Origin of the sequence: Desulfurella sp., from assembly GCF_049977265.1 — a bacterium.
Taxonomy (GTDB): domain Bacteria; phylum Campylobacterota_A; class Desulfurellia; order Desulfurellales; family Desulfurellaceae; genus Desulfurella.
In genome coordinates, this window is record NZ_JBMFGQ010000079.1 from 1 (window position 1) to 2,923 (window position 2,923).

Sequence of the window (2,923 nt, forward strand, 5' to 3'; positions counted from 1 at the left end):
TTAAATTTCTAACAGCCTTTTTAAAAGTTTAGATTTACATTGTAAGTGTTAATTTATTATTCATTTTGCTATCCACCCCATTTAAAAAGTTTTGCGTTTTTGTTTAATGTTTGTATATTTGTGTAAATATTGAAATCCAGGTTGCTTTATTTAGTTCAAAGTAACCAGAATAAGCAAGTCAAGTCTTGATAAAGCATCAACGTAAGGCCTTAGCGTGTTTGAGTAATCTTAAGCACTAAGCTTGTTTACAAGATATAGTGCTATAAAAACACTTTTCAAAAGATTCTAATTGTAAATAGCGCTTTTAATAGCATATTTATATTTGACGTCATGTAATTAGTGTCAATGGCATTTTTAGTGTACTTACGCGCTGATTTGTCCAAATACAGCTTGGTTTATAAGAAAAACACGCTTTGTATGTAGCCTCTAGCGTTTGACAGCTAGCTGCATAAAGTATAATGCTTCCTTCAAAATAGTTTTTTTGTCGTAATTTGACAAATCACTAATGCTGAAAACTGATTTATATCAACTAAAAAAGAAACCAAAATAGGTTATTATTATCCGGCTCAATAATTTTTTTTTGCCTGCTTGTTGTTTTTGTTTCTAAGATAAAAAATAACAAAAGCTGTTTATCCCACATGGGAATTTGATATACTGATTGCTAAAGCCCAAACCAACTCTGCACCACATCATCCATAAGTATGAGAATCTGTTAGATGCATTGCCACCAAAACTTTATTGGTAGTGTAAAATCTATTGTGTAAATTTGCTATGGCAAATTAGGCGCAACCCCTGTAAAATGTTTTTTGACCTAAAAACTTTTTTAAGGAGGTTACGCCATGGATATTGAGTTAAAGCTCAATAAAGTTTCAACACTGCAAAAAAGCTGTAAAAGAAGACTTGTCCCTTATGTATCTAACACTCATAAGCGCCTCTTTTATGCTTTTAAATAAGCTCATAGGCAAATCCATATCACACCAAAATGTATCCAATGCAAACAAACATCTTATAGAAGCAGTTGAAAAATGAAAGAACAAGAAACCTATCTTTGTATAATATAAAATACATTTATATAGATGGCGTTAACTTTCCTATGCGCATAAAAACCATATAAGCCTATGAGTTCTACGAAGTTTTTGTCAATAAACACTCAAAAGATTTTCCTTCTGCTGTAAAAACGCTTCAAAGAACTATAGAGTCAGCTTTATTTTTTGATTTTCCTGGACAAGATTGGATATCAATAAGAACTACCAATGTAATAGAAAGGCTCAATAAGGAATTCAAAAGAAGGACAAAGTCAATAGAAATACTTGCAGGTGAACAAAGCTGTTATAAGCTCTTGCATTTATATCACTTAAGATGGAAAGCTACTAAAGCTACAAAACCCATAGGGAAGTTTAAGTCTAATTTGCCTAGCTTAAAGAGGTTTTATGAATTCACACAAAACTATTGATAATACCCTTTATTGTTATAAAAAATATAATGTAACCCTATTTTTCTTTTTTTGAACTGCATGACATTATTTGTTTTTTCGCCACCTTAAAGTGATGCTACTGGAGGATATTTCAATTTAATATCCAAATTGCTCAAACCTGAGCAGGGTAAAGAACTTGTTAATTTGACACTATTACAGATGAAATCAAAAAACAGGAATTTTTTCAAGAAATAAAAATTGTAAAAATACAGTATTAATTTACTGGCCATATTTAATTAATTGCTGTACAAGTTTTTACATCAAAACAATTAAGAGATTAAATTATTCTTTACCTGCATTTTACTTATATATTATAAACATAAATCGAGGTATAATTTTTGGTTTTGTAAATAGGCTTTGTATGTGGTAAATAATGTTCACATTAAAAAGAGGTGGGTATGTTAAGAATAAAAAAATATGTCTTAGGTACTTTGATTCCAATCTTTATAGTTGCATTTAGTTATTTTAATAAACTACCAAATGCAAATGCTGACATGTTTATTAACATGGTAACACCTCGGTTTGCTTTCAATATAGGCAGTGGGTTAAATGCTTACTATACGCCTTCAGTGCCAGGGTACGTATATTATTATAGTTATAATAATATGTATTATATGTGGTATAACGGTATTTTAATGTATTCTCCATATTACTGGGGACCATGGAAACCAGTTTATACTGGAATGATCATACCACGTATCTTTTTAAGTGGTCCTCCACATCCGCCACCAGGCTTTAAGCGGGGCTATTGGGTCCATAGACCACCTCCTCCGCCACCACCTCCTCCTATAGGTTATTATGTGAATTACTGGTATTACGTACCATATCCTCCTGCACCACCTCCGCCACCACCAAGACCAAGACTATGGCCTCCTGGTTTAGGCCATAGACCACCGCCACCCCCTCATGTTTTTATGCCTGGACCTCCACCAGACCCTCGTGGCCCTAGACCAGGCCATAGGCCAGGGCCTCCTGGACCACCGTAATAAGTAAGAGTTCTGATTGTGGGATCTGTGTTTTGATTAACTTTATCCTACAATCAGAACAATTATAAACTAAAACAAAAAGAGTTAACTTTCTCGACACAACAGAGGCTATAAAGCAAAAAAAATGTATTAAAAAATGTTTGAAAGTATAAGCAGTTTTAATTTACAAAGCAAAAGTAAATCATTAGCAGCTTTTTATAAAATATTTTTGCATACCAATATTAAGCAGTGGTTTTATATGCGCAGTATCATAGAAGGCTTTAAGCAACTAAAGTTTAAGAAGTCAAAAAAGCTTTTATATTAAAATCTATTTTTGGCACGTTTAGATTTTCATATTTTTACAACACACAAATAATTTTAGTATTTCGATTAATTTTTTGTTCTTTTGTAATTGAGATTTTTTTGGTAAGAAAATAAATGAGCTTTTAAGTGATAAATAATACGTTATTTACCACTTGACAAT

Annotated in this window: 1 protein-coding gene and 1 pseudogene; both read left to right on the plus strand. The window is 32.0% G+C overall.

The window, feature by feature from the left end; genetic code table 11:
• Nucleotides 1-1,132: 1,132 nt before the first annotated feature.
• Nucleotides 1,133-1,453: pseudogene (locus ACP5FO_RS08650) on the plus strand (transposase); the annotation flags it as partial.
• A 419-nt stretch (nucleotides 1,454-1,872) separates the two neighbouring features.
• Complete coding sequence (locus ACP5FO_RS08655) at nucleotides 1,873-2,460, plus strand: hypothetical protein (RefSeq protein WP_428157406.1); 588 nt, start codon at nucleotides 1,873-1,875, stop codon at nucleotides 2,458-2,460.
• Nucleotides 2,461-2,923 lie beyond the last annotated feature (463 nt).

Bases quoted from the DNA above. Each gene is read 5' to 3' on its own strand.
- ACP5FO_RS08655 (WP_428157406.1), top strand. From the start codon at position 1,873: ATGTTAAGAATAAAAAAATATGTCTTAGGTACTTTGATTCCAATCTTT.